The following is an 18,738-nucleotide window of genomic DNA, read 5'->3' on the forward strand; positions in this document are numbered from 1 at the left end:
TACGTGCTGGGTGTCCGGCCCGTACGGGTACCGGGTTCGCGGTGCATCCGTACTGCTGGGTGTCCGGCCCGTACGGGTACCGGGTTCGCGGCGGATCCGTACTGCTGGGTGTCCGGCCCGTACGGGTACCGGGTTCGCGGCGGATCCGTACCGCTGGGCACCCGCCCCGCACCGCCGCGCACTCGCATCGCACTTGCACCGCGCCTGCAGCGCATCCGCACGGCACCCGCGGCGCGCGCACCGCCCCCGCTCCGGTCACTACTCCACCCGTGCCTCCGGCACGTTCAGCAGCCGCCCCGCCTCGGCCCTGCGCGACTGGACCGTGGCGTCCCCGTCGTCGGCACCCTCGTACGCGGCGAGCACCGCACGCGCGCGTGCCGCCCCCGCGCCGGGCCGGCCCAGGTCGACCTCCAGCCGGCCGGCGGCGAGCTCGGCGCCGGTGCGCTCGTGCAGGGCGGTTTCGCCCAGCGACGCGAACGTCCCGGCGGCGCGGTCCACTTGGGCCAGGGCCTCCTCGAACGCCCCCCGGATCGCGTCGTCCTTCGCCGCCTCGGCGCCGTACCGGGCGAGCAGGTCGGCGAACTGCCGGTGGGTGTGCCCGAGTTCGGCGACCAGCCGCAGCCGCGCCTCCTCGTCGTCAACCGAGTCCAGCGCCGCCCGGCACTCCCGGACAGCGGCCGTCATCAGCTCCCGCGCCCGGTCCCCGCGCGCCCCGTCAACACCCCCTGGCTCCACGCCTCCCGACTCAACACTCCCCGACTCAACTCCCGCTGCCTCCACACCCCTTCCCTCCCCACTCGCCCCGGTGCGCAGCGCAAGCCAAGCGCGGGCACGCAGTGAGCGGACGAGGCCGTGGACGCTGCCCAGCGAGCGCCACAGGTCGCCCGCGCGCGCGTAGGCACGGTCCGCCTCGGTGAGCAGTCCCGCCTGGCCAAGGGACTCCGCGGCGAGGTGGGCGAGCGTCGCGTGGTCCTGCTGCTCGGGCCAGTGACGGGCGATCTCGGCCGCCTGGAGCCGGCGTTCGGCGGCGGCGCGGTGCTCCCCCAGCTCGCTCAGACAGTCGCCGAGCCACCACTGCGTCTGCACGACCGCGCCGTCGCCGTGCGTCTCGGCCGTCAGGTCCGGCAGCGCGGACTCCAGCACCTCCGCGGCCTCGGCCCAGCGCCCCAGCCGCAGCAGCAGCCCGCCGAGCTGCTGACGCGCCCAGGCGCCCAGCGTCGGACCCTGGCCGGCCTCGTCGGCCCAGTGCGCCGCCTGGAGGGCGTGGTCCGCGGCCTCCTCGGCCCGGTCCCGTCCGCCGAGCACCTCGGCGAGCTGGAGGTGGAGCTGGGCCCGTCCCGTCGCCTCCAGATGCGGCCCGCCGTGCTCCAGGGCGGCCCGCAGGGCCCGTTCGGCCCCCGCCGGGTCGCCCAGGTGGTGCGCGAGTCCGGCCAGCCGCGCCTCGTACTCCACCGCGAACCACGGCAGCCCGGCGTCGACGTACTCGTCCGAGGCCCGCTGGAACAGCTCCGCGGCCGCCCGGAGGTCCCCGGTGCGGGCGGTGATCTCCGCGAGCATCGCCCGCGCCTCCGCCGCCCGCGACGCGAGGCGCACATCGTCCCCGGCGTACCCGTCGACCAGCGCCAGCACCTCCCGCGCGGCCGCGTCCGCGGCCGACAGGTCCGCCTGTGCCACCGGCCCGTCGGCCTCGTGCACCCGCCGCATCAGGATCCGCGCCCGCCCGATCAGCACGGACGCCGTCTGCCGTACACCGGTGCCGTCCTCGGCGTACAGCGCGAGGACGGTGTCGCAGGGCCCGGCGACTGCCGCGAGCGCCCCGTCCACGTCGCCCGCCAGTGCCCGTACGTACGCCGCACGGGCGTGCGCGGCCAGCGCCTCGCCGGGGTCGCCCGCCTCCGCGTACAGTGCGGCAGCCCGCTCGAACAGATCGGCGCCCTCGGGGCCCCGGTCCATCGCCTGGTGGTCGGCGATCTCCGCGCGGTCGCGGGCGTCCAGCTCGACGCCCGCCAGACCCTCCGCGGCCCGCGCGACCGCCGCCCATGCCTCCATGGCGTGCGGCTGCAGCGTCTCCGACAGCCGCCGGGCCTCGGCGATCAGTGCGGGCAGCCCGGACGCGTCCGCCGGGACGTCCGCGGCAGGCGTCGCCGTGGGGCGCACCGGGGGAGCCGGGGAGGCGGCGGCCGGTCGCGCCGCCGTCCGCACGCCCAGCGGCAGCCGGTCCACCAGCGGGCGCTGCGCCATGCGCGAGCGTGCTCCCTCGCTGATGTGGGAGGTGCCGTTGCGCAGGTCGAAGCGCGCGGCCAGCGCCTCGGCCTGCGCGCGCGTGTGGACGGCCAGTTCGGCGGCGGTCCAGGCGCGACCCGCCGGGCCGGGCACCCGCTGCCCGCCCAGCCCGAGCTGCACCAGACGGTCCATCAGCAGGGTCACCACGGCCAGGAAGTCCAGCCTGCTGCGCGGATGCCCGGAGTCGGTGAAGTACGCCGGGCGCTGCGCCAGCAGCTCGAGGCCACGCGCCTCGTTGCCGGTCAGCGCGCAGAACTCCACGTGGTCGGCGTACGCGCCGCGCATGCTCTCCATCGGCCGCACCAGCCGGAAGCCGCGCAGATGGTGGGCGCGTGCCTCGTCGACGCGGCCGAGCCGCAGCAGCGGCGTCAGGGAGGACGCGAGGGCGGTGTGCGGCTGGTGGGCGCAGCTGTACTCGCCCTCCAGGACCGGCCGCCACAGTTCGACCGCCTCCGCGTCCCGGCCCCGTTCGGCCTGCCACCAGCCCTGCCCGTGCAGCTCGCAGGCGTGGCAGTCGGCCATGCCGTCCCGGTCGGCGGACAGCCATGCCGCGTAGGCGCGTTCGGCGCGCGCCACGTCTCCGACGTGTGCGGCGACATGGAACTCGGCGCTGCGCACCGCCCGTTCGGAGTGCCCGGCGAGCCGGTAGCGGTGCTCCATCTCGCCCAGCCACTTCTCGACCGACGCCAGCGGGATGTGCGGCTGGTCGAGCATCCCGGCCGTCATCCACTTGAAGACCCAGTGCAGTGAGTGGGTCTCGTACTCGTCGAAGTCCTCGGGGCGTTCGTCCCACATGCGCAGCAGCCGCGCGAACGGGACGAACATCTTGTCCTTCTCGGAGCTGTAGTTGTAGACCTTCAGCTGGTGCCCGAGCGCCTCGATCACGGCGAGCGGGACGTTCAGCCTCTCGGCCTCGGCGAGCAGTTGCTCCGCGCGCGCGTTGCGGGCCGGGCCCTCCGGCTGCTCGCCGTTCTCGGCCATCGCCCGGCGCAGCGAGTCGAAGTCGGTGATCTCACTCATCGGTGACCGTCCCCGTCGAGTCGGTGTCGCTGTGGGTGGCCCACTCCAGGAGGCCGAGGAACGCGCGGTTGAGCAGTGCCGAGTCGGCCGGCCGCAGCGGACGCTGCGCCATCAGCAGCGCCTGGCCGTACAGGGACTCCGTGGCGGTGCCGATCAGTTCCGCCTCGTGCAGCGAACCGATCCGGCGGATCAGCGGGTTGAGGTGGTTGAGCACCAGACGCGCGCGTGGGGCGCCACCGCGCAGCGAGCCCAGGATGCCCGCCCACAACTCGTCGGCCTGCGCCTCGGCCTCGGCGCGCGCCTGCTCGTGCCGTGCCGCCCGGTCGTCCAGGTGCAGCGCGGGCACCGACAGGGGGTGGAAGGCGCGCAGGACGACATCACAGCCCAGCGGGTCCAGCTTGGCGCGCGCGGCGGCCAGAAAGTCCGACAGTGCCAGCTCCTCGGCCGGGTCGACGGCGTCCAGGTGGGCGGTCACGGTGTCCGCGTCGAGCTCGGCGACCACCGTCCCCGGCCGCACCGACGGCAACGCCTCGATCAGCTCGCTGTCGTACGTGTAGCCGCCGTTGACGACGCCGATGCCCTGCGCGGAGGCGATCGGGGCGACCTGCCGGTACTCCTCGACCGTCCGGGTGAAGTGCACGACCGGATGCCGCTGCGCGAACTCCTCCAGGGACAGCTGCCCGTCGGTCGTCTCGAAGGGCAGCCACGGCAGCATCGTGCGCAGCATGTCCCTGTCGTGCCGGGCCAGGGACTTCACACCCAGGAAGTGCACGGACAGGAACGCCGCCAGCCGTTCCGGATCGCCGGCCGCCAGGCCCGTCAGCCAGGACCGAATCCTTTCGCCGAGTGCCTCCCGCACGGCGGCCAGCGTCTCGTCCTCGTACAGCGCCTCGCGGGAGGCGGTGGGCCGCAGGCTGTCGGTGTCCAGCACACAGCGCACGAAGAACGCCCAGTCGGGCAGCAGCTGTTCGGCCCGCTCGGTCAGCAGCATGCCCTTCAGATGCACCCGGTGTCCCGCCCGCTGTGCCGGGCTGACCGCCGAGGGCAGTACGTACGCCACCCCGCGGATCCCGGCCAGCGGCACGTCCAGGTCGATCGAGTCCAACGGCGTGAAGCCGAACACGTCGTGGCAGTGCCGGGCCAGGGCCACCCGCCGGGTCGCGGGGGAGGGGTACGCCCGGTCCCAGGGCGCGGGCAGCTCGGTCACCGGGGTGTCGCCGACACGGACGTCGTAGGGCAGCAGCGATCCGAAGTCCCGGGCCAGGGCGAGCACACGCTGCTCGGACAGCCACTCGGCCGCCCCCGCCCGCGCCTGGAGGTGCACGGTGGTGCCGGGTTCGGGCCGTACCGAGTCCGGCAGCGTCCGCACGGTGTACGAGCCGTCGTCGCGCGCCGTCCACTCCACGGGCGGCGCCCCGGGCGTACGGGCGCTGCGGCTGACGACCCGGATCCGCTCGGCGACCACGAAACAGGCCAGCAGGCCGATGCCGAACTGGCCGAGGAAGTCCGAGCGGGCCTCCTGCAGCCCCTCGGCCCGCTTGGAACTGCGGCCGATGGTCGCCAGCAGGTCGTGCACGTCGGACTCGGTGAGCCCGACGCCGGTGTCCTCCACCCGCAGCGTGGCGGCTCCTTCGGTGTCCACCGACAGCCGCACCACGGCCGGGGCGTCGGGGTGTTCCGCGCGCCGGGCGGTGATGGCGTCCACGGCGTTCTGCAACAGCTCGCGCAGATAAACCTTGGGACTGGAGTACAGGTGGTGCGAGAGCAGGTCCACCAGACCGCGCAGGTCGACCTGGAACATGTGGGCTGACTGGGGTGCCTGTGATGACTGTGAGGTCTGGGAGTCCATCGTCGCAGCGCCGGTGGGGGGAACTTCGCGACGGCGCGGGGTCGGGCGGTCCCATGGGTGGGGCGGTGACCGCGGGGGAGGCCGGAGCGCGCCATCCTAGAGCCGGGACGACCCGCCTGACCAGGGGTTTCACCGGACGTATACGGCATTGTCGGTGCCGTGGTGTGCAATGGATCTCGTGCCCGCACTGGAAGAACCACTGGAACAGCCACTGAAGTCGGTGCTCGGCCCCGCCACCGCGAAGGTGATGGCCGAGCACCTCGGCCTGCACACCGTCGGCGACCTCCTCCACCACTACCCGCGCAGATACGAGGAGCGCGGTCAGCTCACCCACCTGGCCGACCTCCCCATGGACGAGCACGTCACGGTGGTCGCCCAGGTCGCCGACGCCCGCCTGCACAGCTTCGCCTCCCCCAGGGCGCCCCGTGGCAAGGGCCAGCGCCTGGAGGTGACGATCACCGACGGCAGCGGCCGGCTGCAACTGGTCTTCTTCGGCAACGGCGTGCACAAACCCCACAAGGAACTCCTGCCGGGCACCCGCGCGATGTTCGCGGGCAAGGTCTCCGTGTTCAACCGACGGCTCCAACTGGCGCATCCCGCGTACGAATTGCTGAAGAGCGACACCGAGGAGGCGGTGGAGACCTGGGCCGGAGCGCTCATCCCCCTCTACCCCGCCACCGCCAAGCTGGAGTCCTGGAAGATCGGCAAGGCGGTCCAGACGGTGCTGCCCAGCGCCCGGGAAGCCCTCGACCCCCTCCCCGACTCGCTCCGAGAGGGCCGGGGCCTCGTCTCCCTCCCCGAGGCCCTGCTCAAGATCCACCGCCCGCACACCAAGGCGGACATCGCCGACGCCCGCGCGCGCCTGAAGTGGGACGAGGCCTTCGTCCTCCAGGTCGCCCTGGCCCGCCGCCGGCACGCGGACGCCCAGCTCCCGGCGGTCCCGCGCAGGGCCGCCCCGGACGGCTTCCTCGCGGCCTTCGACGACCGCCTGCCGTTCACGCTCACCGAGGGCCAGCAGAAGGTCTCCAAGGAGATCTTCGACGACCTGGCGACCGAACATCCGATGCACCGGCTGCTGCAGGGAGAGGTCGGCAGCGGCAAGACACTCGTGGCCCTGCGCGCCATGCTCGCCGTGGTCGACGCGGGCGGGCAGGCCGCGATGCTCGCGCCCACCGAGGTGCTGGCCCAGCAGCACCACCGGTCGGTCGTCGAGATGATGGGCGCGCTGGCCGAGGGCGGGATGCTGGGCGGGGCCGAGCAGGCCACCAAGGTGGTGCTGCTCACCGGGTCGACGGGCGCGGCCGCCCGACGGCAGGCGCTGCTCGACCTGGTCACCGGGGAGGCCGGCATCGTGATCGGCACGCACGCGCTGATCGAGGAGAAGGTTCAGTTCCACGACCTGGGGCTCGTCGTGGTCGACGAGCAGCACCGGTTCGGGGTCGAGCAGCGCGACGCCCTGCGCGGCAAGGGGCACTCCCGGGGGGAGAAGCGGACTCCGCACCTGCTCGTCATGACCGCCACGCCCATTCCGCGCACGGTCGCCATGACCGTCTTCGGCGACCTGGAGACGTCCGTACTCGACCAGCTCCCGGCCGGCCGCTCACCCATCGCCAGCCATGTCGTCCCGGCCGCCGACAAGCCGCACTTCCTGGCGCGCGCCTGGGAGCGGGTGCGCGAGGAGGTGGCGAACGGGCACCAGGCGTACGTCGTCTGCCCGCGCATCGGCGACGAGGAGGACGGCGCGAAGGCGGCGAAGAAGAAGTCCCCGGAGGACGAGGCCGAGAAGCGGCCCCCGCTCGCCGTGCTCGACGTGGCCGACCAGCTCGCCAAGGGTCCGCTGGGCGGCCTGAGGGTCGAGGTCCTGCACGGCCGTATGCACCCCGACGACAAGGACGCGGTGATGCGCCGCTTCGCCGCCGCAGAGACCGACGTGCTGGTCGCCACGACCGTCATCGAGGTCGGCGTGAACGTGCCGAACGCCACGGCGATGGTGATCATGGACGCGGACCGCTTCGGCGTCTCCCAGCTGCACCAGCTGCGCGGCCGGGTCGGCCGGGGCTCGGCGCCCGGCCTGTGCCTGCTGGTCACCGAGATGCCGGAGGCGAGCGCGGCCCGCCAGCGGCTGAACGCGGTGGCGTCCACCCTCGACGGCTTCGAACTCTCCCGCATCGACCTGGAACAGCGCCGGGAAGGTGACGTCCTGGGCCAGGCGCAGTCCGGCGCCCGCTCCAGCCTGCGCGTGCTCGCGGTCATCGAGGACGAGGAGGTCATCGCCGAGGCCCGTGAGGAGGCCGCGGCGGTGGTGGCCGCCGACCCGAACCTGGAGCGCCTCCCGGGGCTGCGGACCGCACTGGACGCCCTGCTCGACGACGACAGGGAACAGTATTTGGAAAAGGGCTGAAAACGGCAGAAGCAGAAAAGGCCTGAAGGGGGCAGGAAAGGGCTGGGGCGGCTGAGGCGGCTGAGGGCAGCGCGGTCAAGGGGCGCGGGGAACTGCGCGCCCAGCCACCGCGAATCCGCACCCGCCGACGGCGAATCCGCACCCGCCGACGGTGAATCCGCACCCGCCGACGGCGAATCCGTGCCACCACCTCTGCCTGCCAAAGATCCGCACTCACCTCTGCCTGACAAAAATCCGCACCCCACCTCTGCCTGCCAAACTGGACGCGTAACCATCCCCGGAGCAAGGACCCGAGATGACCCGCGTGATCGCCGGCGCAGCCGGCGGACGCCGCCTGGCTGTACCACCCGGCACCGGAACCCGGCCGACCTCCGACCGCGCACGCGAGGGCCTCTTCTCCACCTGGCAGTCCCTCATCGGCGGCCCCCTGGACGGCGAACGGGTCCTCGACCTCTACGCCGGATCGGGCGCGGTCGGCCTGGAGGCGCTGTCCCGCGGCGCCGGGCACACCCTCCTCGTCGAGGCCGACGCCCGCGCCGTCCGCACGGTCCGCGACAACGTCCGCAGCATCGGCCTGCCCGGCGCCGAGGTGAGGGCGGGCAAAGCCGAACAGATCGTCCGCACGGCACCGCCGAGGGACCCGTACGACATCGTCTTCCTCGATCCCCCGTACGCCGTCTCCGACGACGATCTTCGCGAGATTCTGCTCACACTCCGCACGGAGGGGTGGCTCGCCGAGGAAGCCCTCGTCACCGTGGAGCGCAGCACCAGGGGCGGAAAATTCACATGGCCGCACGGATTCGCCGCGATCCGGGCCCGTCGCTACGGCGAAGGGACGTTTTGGTACGGTCGCGCCGCCTCTACGTGCGAAGACGCACAATGACCGGACCGGAGAGCGAGGGATCCCAGTTGCGCCGCGCCGTCTGTCCCGGGTCGTTCGACCCCATCACCAACGGACACCTCGACATCATTGCCCGCGCCTCCCGCCTGTACGACGAGGTCTATGTGGCGGTGATGATCAACAAGGCCAAGAAGGGCCTGTTCGAGATCGACGAGCGGATCGACCTCATCCGCCAGGTCACCGCCGAGTACGGGAACGTCCGGGTGGAGGCCTTCCACGGGCTCCTCGTCGACTTCTGCAAGCAGCGTGACATCCCCGCCATCGTCAAGGGCCTGCGCGCCGTCAGCGACTTCGACTACGAGCTGCAGATGGCCCAGATGAACAACGGCCTCTCGGGCGTCGAGACGCTCTTCGTGCCCACCAACCCCACCTACAGCTTCCTGTCGTCCTCCCTGGTCAAGGAGGTCGCGGCCTGGGGCGGCGACGTCTCCCACCTGGTGCCGCCGGTGGTCCTGGACGCCCTCACCGAGCGCCTGAAGACGGACTGACCCCCCTCCCGGGCGGCCCATGTCCGGCCCCCCGGAAACCCACGGGGACCGCCGGGAGGCCTGACTGCCCGTCACCCGGTGTCCCGCGGCCACCCCAGGGCCGTACAGTCGTCCCGTCCGTCTCCAACACATCGGTAGAGAGTGGCGAGCACACGGTGGACGTGCAGAAGAAGCTCGACGAGATCGTCACCGCGATCTCCAGTGCCCGGTCCATGCCCATGTCGGCGTCGTGCGTGGTCAACCGCGCCGACCTGCTCGCCATGCTCGACGAGGTGCGCCAGGCCCTGCCCGGCTCCCTCGCGCAGGCCCAGGAGCTGATCGGCGACCGCGAGCAGATGGTCGAGCAGGCCCGCCAGGAGGCCGAGCGGATCATCGAGCACGCGCACGCCGAGCGCGGCTCGCTGATCTCCGACACCGAGGTCGCCCGCCGCTCCCAGGCCGAGGCCGACCGGATCCTCACCGAGGCCCGCCAGGAGGCCGAGGAGATCCGCGCCGACGCCGACGACTACGTCGACTCCAAGCTCGCCAACTTCGAGGTCGTCCTCACCAAGACCCTGGGCTCGGTCGGCCGCGGCCGCGAGAAGCTGCTCGGCACCGGCCCCGGCCTGGACGAGGACGGCTACGAGGACGAGGACGCCCCCGAGCGCAGCCACGACCCCGACACCCTGCGCCGCAACGCCGACGCCTACGTCGACGTCAAGCTCGGCGCCTTCGAGGCGGTCCTCGCCAAGACCCTGGAGGCGGTCGGCCGAGGCCGTCAGAAGCTGCACGGCCGGATCGCCACCGACGACCTCGGCGCCCTCGCCGACGACACCAGCACCGTCCAGCACTCCAGCGACGCCGACTACCTCGCCGACCTCGCCGCCATGACGGAGACGCCCGTGGTCCAGCCGGCCGAACAGCCCGCCCCACCGTCGTACGAGCCGCAGCCGGCGTACGGCTACCAGCAGCCCGCGCAGACCGACCCGTACGCCGGCTACCAGCAGGGCTACGGCCAGCAGGCCGACCCGTACGGCTACCAGCAGGCCGATCCGTACGCCTCCACCCAGGGTTACGCTCAGGCGGGAGGGGCCACCTTCCAGGGCTACGACGCCCAGCAGGCGGCCTACGACCCGAACCAGGTCCAGCACGAGCACCAGGGGTACGCCCAGCCGCAGGCCCAGCAGCCGCACGCCCTCGACGAGACCAGCCTCTTCGACACCAGCATGATCAGCGCGGAGCAGCTGCGGGCCTACGAGCAGGGCCGCGGCCTGTAGCCGGACACCGGATTGGGCCGAGAGCGAAAGGTCCAGTATCCTGGCTCTTCGGTCGCGAGTACGTCTGCGATCAGCGCTGCCCGGGGGCACCTCCGGACGGCGTCCCCCCGAACCCAGAAGATCGAAAGCAGGAATGGCCGCCAACGCCCGCCTCGACCACCGCAACCCACTCGTGTTCGACACGCATGAGCTGGGTCGGCGTCCCGGTGCGCTGCAGCGGCTGACCCGCACGGTCCCGGCTCCCCGGGACTTCGGTATCCAGGGGGTCATCGGAGTGCCGGACGGCGCTCCGGTGGAGCTCGAACTCCGGCTTGAGTCGGTCATGGAAGGGGTGCTCGTCACGGGCACCGCCCGTGCAACGGCCCAGGGGGAGTGCGTAAGGTGTCTGGAGCCGGTCGGGCTGGAGCTCGAAGCGGAATTCCAGGAGATGTTCTCGTACCCTGACGCCGACGACCGGGGCCGCGTGATCGCGGAGCCCGGCGACGACGTTGAGGACGACGAGGACAGGCTCTTCCTCGAGGACGGACTCTTCGACCTCGAACCTCTGCTGCGCGATGCGGTGGTGCTCGCACTGCCGATGCAGCCGGTGTGCCAGGAAGACTGTCCGGGCCTGTGCTCCGAGTGCGGAGCGCGGCTCGCGGACGACCCGGACCACCACCACGACGCCGTCGACATCCGTTGGGCGGCTTTGCAGGGACTCGCCGACACCATGACGGGCGGCGAGAAGGACGAGATGAGCGGCGACGCGCCTCGATCAGCACGCGTCGACGAGAAGCAGGAGAAGTAGCCGTGGCTGTTCCGAAGCGGAAGATGTCGCGCAGCAACACGCGCCACCGCCGGTCGCAGTGGAAGGCTGCGGTCCCCACCCTGGTTGCGTGCGAGCGCTGCCACGAGCCCAAGCAGCAGCACATCGCGTGCCCGTCTTGCGGCACCTACAACAAGCGCCAGGTCCTCGAGGTCTGAGCGGCTGGTGAGAGGCACCGTGTCCACTGCCAAGAAGGCGGATGACGCCAAGGCGGACCCAACCGCCAGGAAAAAGTCGGACAACACGGCCTCGTCCCACACGCTTCTGGAAGGGCGGCTCGGCTACAAGGTCGAGTCCGCCCTTCTGGTGCGAGCACTGACCCACCGTTCCTACGCGTACGAGAACGGCGGTCTGCCGACGAACGAGCGGCTGGAGTTCCTCGGTGACTCCGTCCTGGGTCTCGTCGTCACGGACACGCTGTACCGCACCCACCCCGACCTGCCCGAGGGCCAGCTGGCCAAGCTGCGGGCCGCGGTGGTGAACTCGCGTGCGCTGGCGGAAGTGGGCCGCGGTCTCGACCTGGGTTCCTTCATCCGGCTGGGCCGGGGTGAAGAGGGCACGGGCGGCCGGGACAAGGCGTCCATCCTCGCCGACACCCTCGAAGCGGTGATCGGCGCGGTCTATCTCGACCAGGGCCTCGACGCGGCGTCCGAACTGGTGCACCGCCTGTTCGACCCGCTGATCGAGAAGTCCTCGAACCTCGGAGCCGGCCTGGACTGGAAGACCAGCCTCCAGGAGCTCACCGCGACCGAGGGGCTCGGCGTGCCCGAGTACCTGGTCACGGAGACCGGTCCCGACCACGAGAAGACCTTCACTGCTGCCGCCCGCGTCGGAGGCGTCTCGTACGGCACCGGCACCGGCCGCAGCAAGAAGGAGGCGGAGCAGCAGGCCGCGGAGTCCGCATGGCGGGCCATCCGGGCCGCGGCGGACGAGCGCGCCAAGGCGGCGCGGGCCGCCGAGGGCGCCGACGAGGCGTCCGCCTCCGCCTGACCGACCGAGCGTCGGACCCCCGTCGGCCCTGCCGCGCGGGGAGCGGCGCGAAGAACGCACCCGAGCGCCCGCCCCTGCCCCGGGGCGGGCGCTCGGCCGTCCCGGCGGGTGCCCGGGTCGGGCTTTTGGGCGCTCCGCCGCGGACGCGTAGGCTCAGACGACGGCCCCAGCGGCCGTACACGTGTGGACGGGGGAGCCATGCCCGAGTTGCCAGAGGTCGAGGTCGTACGGCGTGGGCTGGAGCGGTGGGTCGCCCACCGGACCGTGGCCGACGTGGAGGTGCTGCACCCGCGCGCGATTCGGCGGCATCCAGCGGGCGCCGACGACTTCGCGCACGCCCTCAAGGGCCACCGCGTCGGTACGCCCAGCCGCCGCGGCAAGTACCTGTGGCTGCCCCTGGAGGACAGCGGCCAGGCGATCCTGGCCCACCTCGGCATGAGCGGCCAACTGCTGATACAGCCGCACGAGGCGCCGGCCGAGAAGCACCTGAGGATCCGGGTGCGGTTCGCGGACGCCCTCGGCACCGAACTCCGCTTCGTCGACCAGCGCACCTTCGGTGGTCTGTCGCTGCACGACACCTCCCCCGACGGCCTGCCCGACGTCATCGCGCACATCGCCCGTGACCCCCTCGACCCGCTGTTCGACGACGAGGCCTTCCACCTGGCGCTGCGCCGCAAGCGGACCACCATCAAGCGGGCTCTGCTCGACCAGTCGCTGATCAGCGGGGTCGGCAACATCTACGCGGACGAGGCGCTGTGGCGGGCCCGTGTCCACTACGAGCGTCCGACCGCGACCTTCACCCGCCCGCGCACGGCCGAGCTCCTCGGCCACATCAGGGACGTCATGAACGCGGCCCTCGCCGTGGGCGGCACCAGCTTCGACAGCCTGTACGTCAACATCAACGGCGAGTCGGGCTACTTCGACCGCTCCCTGGACGCCTACGGCCGCGAGGGCCTGCCCTGCCGCCGCTGCGCCACCCCGGTGCGCCGCCGCCCGTGGATGAACCGGTCCAGCTACTTCTGCCCGACGTGCCAGCGGGCGCCGCGGACCCGAGTCGCCGCGGGCCCGGCCGACCGGGGCTGAGAGGATCACGGGGATGGCCCTGCCCGAGCACGACGACCTGACCACCCTCGTCCTGCGGACCGACTTCCGTGACGACGCGGCCTGGGACGCGCTGTGCGCCGCGATCGACGAGGAGCAGGAGTACTCGACCGCCACCTGCGCGAGCGATCCCCGCTTCGCCGAAGTGAGCGTCCAGGCGCTGATCGAGGAGGACGGCGCCGCGCAGGACGACGCGAAGGCCCTCCAGGTGTTCCTCGCGGACGCGACCACCATGGCCGACCCCTGGCACCGGCTGCTGGCCGTCGACCTGTACGACCAACCCGGACGGACGTTCCGGGTGCCGCCCCGCTGGTTCTCCGAGATCTCCGGCAACCTGAGCATCGCCAACACGGACTTCGCCGAGTTCGCGGACGCCGCCGACACATCGGGCACGTACCGGGGCTTCGGCGACGCCTGAAGTCCGAAGCCCTACGACGACTGACGGGCGTCGTACTCCTCGCGTGCCGTCAGCACCTCGTCCATGCGGCCCTCCACGCAGTGGATGAGGGCCAGCAGGCGCTCGGCGACCTCGCGGCCGAGCGGGGTCAGCTCGTAGTCCACCCGGGGCGGGTTCGTCGGCTGGGCGTCGCGGTGCACCAGGCCGTCGCGCTCCAGCGCGTGCAGCGTCTGGGACAGCATCTTCTCGCTCACGCCGTCGACGCGGCGGCGCAGCTCGTTGAAGCGCATCGAGCCCTCGTACAGCGCGCCGAGCGTGAGACCGCCCCAGCGGCCGGTGACGTGCTCCAGCGTGCCGCGGGAGGGGCACGCCTTGGCGAACACGTTGTACGGGAGGTCCTGCTCCTCCGCACGCTCCTGAATGCCGTTCATCCCTTGAGCATACTCACGCGCAGCGCTAACTGGTCGCTTGCGCTAACGAAAAGTTAGTGCTTTCCTATGGTTACTTCTACTGAGCTGCCCCTTCGAGGAGTTCGCATGACCGCGCCCGTTCTCTCCATCGCCTACCACTCCGGCCACGGCCACACCGCCGTCCTCGCCGAGGCCGTCCGGTCCGGTGCCGCCGAGGCCGGTGCCGAGGTGCACCTGATCAAGGTCGACGAGATCACCGACGAGCAGTGGGCAACGCTCGACCGCTCCGACGCGATCGTCTTCGGCTCGCCCACCTACATGGGCACCGCGTCCGGCGCCTTCCACGTCTTCGCCGAAGCGTCCTCCAAGCGCTGGTTCGGGCAGGACTGGAAGGACAAGCTGGCCGCGGGCTTCACCAACTCGGGCTCCAAGAGCGGCGACAAGCTGCACACCCTGCAGTTCTTCCAGATCCTCGCCGCCCAGCACGGCATGAACTGGGTCAACCTCGGGCTGCACCCCGGCTGGAACAACAGCGCCGGCTCCGAGCACGACCTCAACCGTCTCGGTGTCTTCGCGGGCGCGGCCGCCCAGACCAACGTCGACGAGGGTCCCGAGGCCGTCCACAAGGCCGACATCGCGACGGCGGAACACCTCGGCCGCCGGGTCGCCGACACGGCACGCGCATTCGCCCGGGGCCACGCGGCGGCCTGAGCCGGAAGGCACCGCACACGTACTACGAGGCCCCCGGGGACAGGGCGAATTCGAGGGGGCCTCGCAGTACGACGGCCGGCCGGTGAGCAGCCGGAGAAGTGAAGGGCCCTTCCATGCCTCGGTCCTCCTGGACGCGGGGGAGAGCATCAAGGCCCGGAGCGAGTGCCTGGGGCACCACGACCCCGGTTTTCTCTCAGGTCTCTGACCTGCGGTTGTCTCGGTAGCCGAAGAAGTGAAGGGCCGGGTCTCTGACCTGCGGCCGTGTAATCGATCAACGCTGCGACCTGCGACTCAGCTGCCGGTGTGGTTGTCAGCGTTGGTCGTCGTTGAGCGCCTTCCGGCGGCTCCGCGACGGCCCCAGGGGTTCGAAGAGTGGGAGGAGGCACTGAGACGCCTCGGTGCTGGTGAAGACGCCAGCTGGCCCCATGGAGGCCAAGGGCTAGGGCTGTACTTTCACCTACACGAAGACGGCTGGCTCTCCATCTCAGTCCACGATCCTGACAGGTTGACGGTGATGCTGGGGCTCGAACCAACGTCTGAGTGGATTGATGAGCACGAGGCAAAGCTTCAGCGTCTACGTGACGCCTGCGGCGAGTCCTGAAGACAAGCAACAAGGGCGCATGCGCTCTCGATCAGTTCTTCTGGAAGTGATGACCCAAGTCCCTCACGAACGGCGACACACTGTAGCTGAGCCTGCGACCTGCGTGAATGTCGGGACTAGCTGTCATCCTCTGTCAACGTCGGTTCGCCTCGGACGGCCCAGAGACGGCCCAGGGTCGGCTGGCACCAACGCCGGTCGCACCAGGCCTTCCCGAGCTACTCGTCGATCGGACGCACGTATTCCAGGGTCCACGTCTGCTGGAAATCGGGCTTCGGTGGGGTGAGTTCGATCTGCGCGCCGCGGTGGCTAGCGGACCAGGCGAGGCCTTTCTCCGAGAGGATCTTGACGCCGCCGAGAACCGGCTCGAAGGTGAACCTCGCCCACTCGCTGCTGGGGACGTTGTTGACCCAGAGTTTGTCCTCGGCGATCACCAGCCCCGCGGTCTCGTGGGAGGCGAGGCGAATCAAGTAGGGCGCTCCCGGTTCCGGCTCGAAGGGCTCGATGGCCCACTCCTGTTCGATCGGGAGGGGATTGAGGCGGTCGGTGATGACTGGGGCGCCGTTCTTCACGGCGTACTCGGTGGCAGTCACCAAGGAGCTCGGGCCAATGATGTGGGCGTGAAGCTTGTAGACGCCAGGTTTCAGCGGGACCGGAGGCATGGACAGACCCTCTCTCGCGCTCTGCTGTCAATTGATGACCTACTGTCACCAACACAGTTGCAACATCACCATGAGTTCACCGCCGACGCACGAGGGGTTCCGCCATGCTGGGTACGGCAGGTGCTGCGCTGTCACGTTTGCGGCTTCGGCGTACCGCTTGCCCCAGCAGCCACGCCAGGTCGGCGGAACGGCTTTGGGCTGGAGCTGCCTTGGCGCGAGTGATCATGGCCCCTTACGCTGGCCCGCGAATCGGGCAGGCTTGTGGACCTGCCCGTTAGTGCCCGCTGCGGGGCCATGATCTTCGAGGCTCGCGATCGGGCTGCTGGCCCCGAGACCGGGCGGGACAACGGCATGCACGCGCTGAGGCACTTCTACGCCTCGGTGCTCCTGGACGCGGGGGAGAGCATCAAGGCGCTCAGTGAGTACCTGGGCCACCATGACCCCGGCTTCACGCTCCGCACCTACACGCACCTGATGCCGTCGAGTGAGACCCGGACCCGGGCCGCCGTTGATCGCGTCCTCCAGGAGGACGATCCTGCGGATGACGGCCCCGAGACGGCCCAGGAAGGGTTTTAGTTCGCTGACCTGCGGTTGTCTCAGTAGCCGAAGTCCTGCGTCCACCACGGGCCGCCGGGCCCGAAGTGCACGCCCACGCCCAGCGTCTTGAAGTCGCAGTTCAGGATGTTGGCGCGGTGGCCGGGGCTGTTCATCCAGGCGTCCATCACGGCTGCCGCGTCGGCCTGGCCACGGGCTATGTTCTCGCCGCCGAGGTTGCTGATGCCGAGCTTCGCCGCCCGGTCCCACGGCGAGGCGCCGCTCGGGTCGGTGTGGTCGAAGAAGTCCTGCACGGCCATCGCCTTGCTGAAGGTCTCCGCCAGGTCGGTCAGGGTGCTGTTGGCCGCCACCGGGCTGCAACCCACCTTGGCTCGCTCCTGGTTGACCAGCCGGAGCACCTCCGCCTCGGCGGCCGCCTCGGCGGTGACCTTCGCCGGGCCCTGGGTCTTGGCCGGCGCCTTCGGACCCTTCCGGGGCGGCGGGATCTTCGGTTCCTTGGTCTTCGCCGGCGCGGGGGCCGGTTTCGTCGACGGCGCCGACGTGGTGGGGGTCGCCGACGGCGTGGCGGAGGCCGAGGGGGACGCGGGGGAGGAGGCGGACCGCGTCGGCGAGCCCGACCGGTCCGAGCCCCGGCTCGTCGACGAGCCGCCGCCCCGGTTCTCGACGCTGCCGGACGTGCCGCCCTGCTGGCTCTCGCTGTTGGACGGCGAGCCGTCGGCCTGCACCTTGTCGGCGCCGCTGTTCGTGCCGCCGCCCAGCTTGTAGTTCTGCAGGCCGGGCACCGCGCCCGTGGCGACCGCCACCGTACCGATGGCGACCGCGGCCGAGACCCCCAGCAGGCCCGTGCGGACCGGCGTCGCGGCCTTCTTCCTGCGGCGGTGCCCACCGCCCTGGCGCGGCCCGTTGGAGGGGGTGAAGCCATCCGGCGGGAAGACGACGGTGTCGGTCGCCCGGGCGAAGTCGTCGTCCGTGGCGAAGAGGTACTCCTGGGTCCTCGTGTACGCCTCGGCATACACGTCGGGGTTCAGGTAGGGCGCGATACCCATGCGGTCGTCCGCGTCGTACGAGTTCCGCGGCGGGTGGCCCTGCGGGTGAGAGCCCTGCGTTTCCGTGACGCCCGTGGCGCGGCCGGCGTCCGAACGGCGGTGGCGTCCCATGTCCTGGCCTTCCTCGTCCCTGGCGGTCGACGCGCGCGTTGAACCGTTGCGGTCAACCGAACTCACTCCATCGAGTGAGTTTCATATGAGATTCATTGGCTCGGGACGGTACCGCATGGCGCCAGGGGGTGAAGTGTCTGCGGAGACATTGGCCCGTTAGGTTGCAGCCATGAGTGAGGATGTACGGATGGTCGCCTGGGTGCGCGGACGCGTCCAAGGTGTGGGTTTTCGCTGGTTCACGCGGGCGAGGGCCCTGGAGGTCGGCGGCCTGAGTGGCTTTGCTCTCAATTTGGGCGACGGACGGGTCCAGGTGGTCGCCGAGGGCTCGCGAGAGGCGTGCCAGAAGCTCCTCGACTGGCTGCAGGGCAGCGACACGCCCGGACTCGTGGACGGCGTCACCGAGATCTGGGACACACCGCGCGGGGGCTATGACGGCTTCGCCGTCCGCTGAGCCGGTGGCGCGTGATCGCCGGCCGGATGCGGAGGGAGACGCCCTCGGCACCGGTCGTGAGCAGAAAGAAGCAGGTGGTTGCCAAGAAGTGCTTGCCGTGGCAGGCTCCGCACGGCAGGATGATCGCCACGCCCCGAGGGGCCCGCAGGAGTCGCAGCGCAGCCACTTTCCGGCCGCGCGCCCCCGGGACGCCCGCCGATACGGGGCGTGATCGTGTTGACCGTCAAACTTTTTGGTGAGACGCTGAAAGCCCGCGCACCTTAGCTGTTTGGCATGGATGAACGGCAGCACAAACTCAACAGTGCCAAGCACCGCGGGTGCGAATCCCTCACGACCCACACCGCTTCGGTCGGTCACTCAGTGTGGAGGACCATCCATCATGGCAAAGGCGCTTCTCGGTTACGTCGGTGGCTCCGACCCTCGACTCCTCGCCGAGATGCGACGGCTCCAGCAGCGTGTCCAGGACCTGGAATCCGAAATCGTACGGATCCAGGCCGAGAATGATGCGCTGACGGCTGCCGCTTCTCACGACAGGATCATGGAGCGCGTCGACGCACACCAGGCGGAGCCTGCGCTCACCTGATCACTGCATCGCACAACGACACAGTGGTTGGGCTGCCCGTATCAACCGCTCAGCTGTCAGAGTTGCAAGGGACGCTTCGGCGTCCCTTCTTTCTTGCCCCCGCGCATCCTTTCACCGTCT

The 18,738-nt window shown here is 71.1% G+C and carries 18 protein-coding genes and 2 pseudogenes; 15 read left to right on the top strand and 5 right to left on the bottom strand.

The window, feature by feature from the left end; translation table 11 throughout:
• Positions 1-258: 258 nt before the first annotated feature.
• Positions 259-3,303: a tetratricopeptide repeat protein gene (locus tag AB0A61_RS27415; protein ID WP_361297547.1), complete on the bottom strand. Its 3,045-nt coding sequence runs from the start codon at positions 3,301-3,303 to the stop codon at positions 259-261.
• Positions 3,296-5,152 carry an HSP90 family protein gene (locus AB0A61_RS27420; RefSeq protein WP_361297550.1) on the bottom strand — a complete coding sequence of 619 codons (1,857 nt, stop codon included), beginning with the start codon at positions 5,150-5,152 and terminating at the stop codon, positions 3,296-3,298. The genes AB0A61_RS27415 and AB0A61_RS27420 overlap by 8 nt, the downstream gene beginning before the upstream one ends.
• A 169-nt stretch (positions 5,153-5,321) precedes the next feature.
• On the opposite strand from AB0A61_RS27420, the gene recG reads away from it, so the two are divergent.
• The 9 genes from recG (at position 5,322) to AB0A61_RS27465 (ending at position 13,512) form a co-directional block, all read left to right on the top strand.
• Positions 5,322-7,553: an ATP-dependent DNA helicase RecG gene (recG, locus tag AB0A61_RS27425; RefSeq protein ID WP_361297553.1), complete on the top strand. Its 2,232-nt coding sequence runs from the start codon at positions 5,322-5,324 to the stop codon at positions 7,551-7,553.
• Positions 7,554-7,848: 295 nt separating this feature from the next.
• Positions 7,849-8,436, top strand: coding sequence for a 16S rRNA (guanine(966)-N(2))-methyltransferase RsmD (rsmD, locus tag AB0A61_RS27430; RefSeq protein WP_361297556.1), 588 nt, complete (start codon positions 7,849-7,851; stop codon positions 8,434-8,436).
• A gap of 26 nt (positions 8,437-8,462) precedes the next feature.
• Positions 8,463-8,942, top strand: a complete 480-nt coding sequence (coaD, locus tag AB0A61_RS27435) for a pantetheine-phosphate adenylyltransferase (RefSeq protein WP_361297792.1) — start codon at positions 8,463-8,465, stop codon at positions 8,940-8,942.
• A gap of 155 nt (positions 8,943-9,097) precedes the next feature.
• Entirely contained in the window at positions 9,098-10,198 is a 1,101-nt protein-coding gene (locus AB0A61_RS27440; RefSeq protein WP_361297559.1) for a cell division initiation protein, read from the top strand.
• 133 nt (positions 10,199-10,331) lie between these two features.
• The gene (locus AB0A61_RS27445) at positions 10,332-10,985 is read left to right on the top strand and encodes a YceD family protein (RefSeq protein ID WP_361297562.1); all 654 of its coding nucleotides are present in this window, start codon (positions 10,332-10,334) and stop codon (positions 10,983-10,985) included.
• Positions 10,986-10,987: 2 nt separating this feature from the next.
• The gene (gene rpmF / locus AB0A61_RS27450) at positions 10,988-11,161 is read left to right on the top strand and encodes a 50S ribosomal protein L32 (protein WP_003951102.1); all 174 of its coding nucleotides are present in this window, start codon (positions 10,988-10,990) and stop codon (positions 11,159-11,161) included.
• 7 nt (positions 11,162-11,168) lie between these two features.
• Positions 11,169-11,993: a ribonuclease III gene (gene rnc, locus AB0A61_RS27455; protein ID WP_361297565.1), complete on the top strand. Its 825-nt coding sequence runs from the start codon at positions 11,169-11,171 to the stop codon at positions 11,991-11,993.
• 198 nt (positions 11,994-12,191) lie between these two features.
• Positions 12,192-13,076, top strand: a complete 885-nt coding sequence (gene mutM / locus AB0A61_RS27460; RefSeq protein ID WP_361297568.1) for a bifunctional DNA-formamidopyrimidine glycosylase/DNA-(apurinic or apyrimidinic site) lyase — start codon at positions 12,192-12,194, stop codon at positions 13,074-13,076.
• Positions 13,077-13,089: 13 nt separating this feature from the next.
• Positions 13,090-13,512 (top strand): hypothetical protein, encoded by a 423-nt coding sequence (locus tag AB0A61_RS27465; RefSeq protein ID WP_361297571.1) that lies wholly within the window; start codon positions 13,090-13,092, stop codon positions 13,510-13,512.
• Positions 13,513-13,523: 11 nt separating this feature from the next.
• Here AB0A61_RS27465 and AB0A61_RS27470 read toward each other — a convergent pair whose 3' ends face one another.
• A complete protein-coding gene (locus tag AB0A61_RS27470; protein ID WP_361297574.1) occupies positions 13,524-13,922 on the bottom strand; it encodes a helix-turn-helix domain-containing protein in 399 nt (132 codons plus the stop codon).
• A gap of 105 nt (positions 13,923-14,027) precedes the next feature.
• On the opposite strand from AB0A61_RS27470, the gene AB0A61_RS27475 reads away from it, so the two are divergent.
• The 3 genes and pseudogenes from AB0A61_RS27475 (at position 14,028) to AB0A61_RS27485 (ending at position 15,213) form a co-directional block, all read left to right on the top strand.
• A complete protein-coding gene (locus AB0A61_RS27475; RefSeq protein ID WP_361297577.1) occupies positions 14,028-14,612 on the top strand; it encodes a flavodoxin family protein in 585 nt (194 codons plus the stop codon).
• Positions 14,613-14,721: 109 nt separating this feature from the next.
• Positions 14,722-14,802: pseudogene (locus tag AB0A61_RS27480) on the top strand (integrase); the annotation flags it as partial.
• A 111-nt stretch (positions 14,803-14,913) separates the two neighbouring features.
• Complete coding sequence (locus AB0A61_RS27485; RefSeq protein WP_361297580.1) at positions 14,914-15,213, top strand: DUF5959 family protein; 300 nt, start codon at positions 14,914-14,916, stop codon at positions 15,211-15,213.
• Between the two features lie 215 nt (positions 15,214-15,428).
• Here the strand turns inward: AB0A61_RS27485 and AB0A61_RS27490 are convergent, their stop codons facing one another.
• A complete protein-coding gene (locus tag AB0A61_RS27490; RefSeq protein WP_361297795.1) occupies positions 15,429-15,803 on the bottom strand; it encodes a hypothetical protein in 375 nt (124 codons plus the stop codon).
• Positions 15,804-16,202: 399 nt separating this feature from the next.
• Between AB0A61_RS27490 and AB0A61_RS27495 the strand changes: the two are divergent.
• Positions 16,203-16,448 (top strand): annotated as a pseudogene (locus AB0A61_RS27495) (tyrosine-type recombinase/integrase); the annotation flags it as partial.
• A gap of 20 nt (positions 16,449-16,468) precedes the next feature.
• Here the strand turns inward: AB0A61_RS27495 and AB0A61_RS27500 are convergent.
• Positions 16,469-17,584 (bottom strand): CAP domain-containing protein, encoded by a 1,116-nt coding sequence (locus AB0A61_RS27500; RefSeq protein WP_361297583.1) that lies wholly within the window; start codon positions 17,582-17,584, stop codon positions 16,469-16,471.
• 169 nt (positions 17,585-17,753) lie between these two features.
• On the opposite strand from AB0A61_RS27500, the gene AB0A61_RS27505 reads away from it, so the two are divergent.
• Both AB0A61_RS27505 and AB0A61_RS27510 read left to right on the top strand, forming a co-directional pair.
• On the top strand, positions 17,754-18,035 hold the full coding sequence (locus tag AB0A61_RS27505; RefSeq protein WP_361297586.1) for an acylphosphatase: 282 nt from the start codon (positions 17,754-17,756) through the stop codon (positions 18,033-18,035).
• 379 nt (positions 18,036-18,414) lie between these two features.
• Positions 18,415-18,618 carry a hypothetical protein gene (locus tag AB0A61_RS27510; protein WP_361297589.1) on the top strand — a complete coding sequence of 68 codons (204 nt, stop codon included), beginning with the start codon at positions 18,415-18,417 and terminating at the stop codon, positions 18,616-18,618.
• Positions 18,619-18,738 lie beyond the last annotated feature (120 nt).

The organism is Streptomyces sp. NPDC046197 (assembly GCF_040646295.1).
Taxonomy (GTDB): Bacteria; Actinomycetota; Actinomycetes; order Streptomycetales; family Streptomycetaceae; genus Streptomyces.

Excerpts from the sequence above, each read along its gene's own strand:
- AB0A61_RS27415 (WP_361297547.1), bottom strand. The coding sequence starts at position 3,303 with ATGAGTGAGATCACCGACTTCGACTCGCTGCGCCGGGCGATGGCCGAG.
- AB0A61_RS27420 (WP_361297550.1), bottom strand. The coding sequence starts at position 5,152 with ATGGACTCCCAGACCTCACAGTCATCACAGGCACCCCAGTCAGCCCAC.
- recG (WP_361297553.1), top strand. The coding sequence starts at position 5,322 with ATGGATCTCGTGCCCGCACTGGAAGAACCACTGGAACAGCCACTGAAG.
- rsmD (WP_361297556.1), top strand. The coding sequence starts at position 7,849 with ATGACCCGCGTGATCGCCGGCGCAGCCGGCGGACGCCGCCTGGCTGTA.
- AB0A61_RS27445 (WP_361297562.1), top strand. The coding sequence starts at position 10,332 with ATGGCCGCCAACGCCCGCCTCGACCACCGCAACCCACTCGTGTTCGAC.
- mutM (WP_361297568.1), top strand. The coding sequence starts at position 12,192 with ATGCCCGAGTTGCCAGAGGTCGAGGTCGTACGGCGTGGGCTGGAGCGG.
- AB0A61_RS27465 (WP_361297571.1), top strand. The coding sequence starts at position 13,090 with ATGGCCCTGCCCGAGCACGACGACCTGACCACCCTCGTCCTGCGGACC.
- AB0A61_RS27470 (WP_361297574.1), bottom strand. The coding sequence starts at position 13,922 with ATGAACGGCATTCAGGAGCGTGCGGAGGAGCAGGACCTCCCGTACAAC.
- AB0A61_RS27475 (WP_361297577.1), top strand. The coding sequence starts at position 14,028 with ATGACCGCGCCCGTTCTCTCCATCGCCTACCACTCCGGCCACGGCCAC.
- AB0A61_RS27500 (WP_361297583.1), bottom strand. The coding sequence starts at position 17,584 with ATGGGACGCCACCGCCGTTCGGACGCCGGCCGCGCCACGGGCGTCACG.
- AB0A61_RS27505 (WP_361297586.1), top strand. The coding sequence starts at position 17,754 with ATGAGTGAGGATGTACGGATGGTCGCCTGGGTGCGCGGACGCGTCCAA.
- AB0A61_RS27510 (WP_361297589.1), top strand. The coding sequence starts at position 18,415 with ATGGCAAAGGCGCTTCTCGGTTACGTCGGTGGCTCCGACCCTCGACTC.